1 pseudogene is annotated in these 345 nt (G+C 64.9%); it reads left to right on the top strand.

Annotated features, from left to right (window positions below):
- Positions 1-28 precede the first annotated feature (28 nt).
- Positions 29-345 (top strand): annotated as a pseudogene (locus tag IFT82_RS20380) (IS481 family transposase); the annotation flags it as partial.

Raw genomic sequence — 345 nt, forward strand, 5'->3', positions numbered from 1 at the left:
ATAGTAAAGCCTGTCCTGAGCCTGTCGAAGGGAGAGCCTGAGGGCGCTGGCGAGGCGCCACGGGGTCAACCAGAAGACGATCATCAAGTGGCGCAAGCGGACGTCCACGGCCGATTTGCGGACCGGCCCGAAGGAGCCCAGGTCCACGACGCTGACGATTGAGGAAGAAGCCGTGGTGGTGGCCTTCCGGCGCCACACGCTGCTTCCGCTGGACGACTGCCTCTATGCCCTGCAGGCGACGATCCCACATCTGACCAGGTCGTCGCTGCACCGCTGCCTGCAGCGCCACGGCATAAGTCGGCTGCCCGAGGTCGATGGCGACAAGCCGGTCCGAGCGAAGTTCAA

Origin of the sequence: Sphingomonas sp. CFBP 8760, from assembly GCF_014841615.1 — a bacterium.
Lineage (GTDB): Bacteria > Pseudomonadota > Alphaproteobacteria > Sphingomonadales > Sphingomonadaceae > Sphingomonas.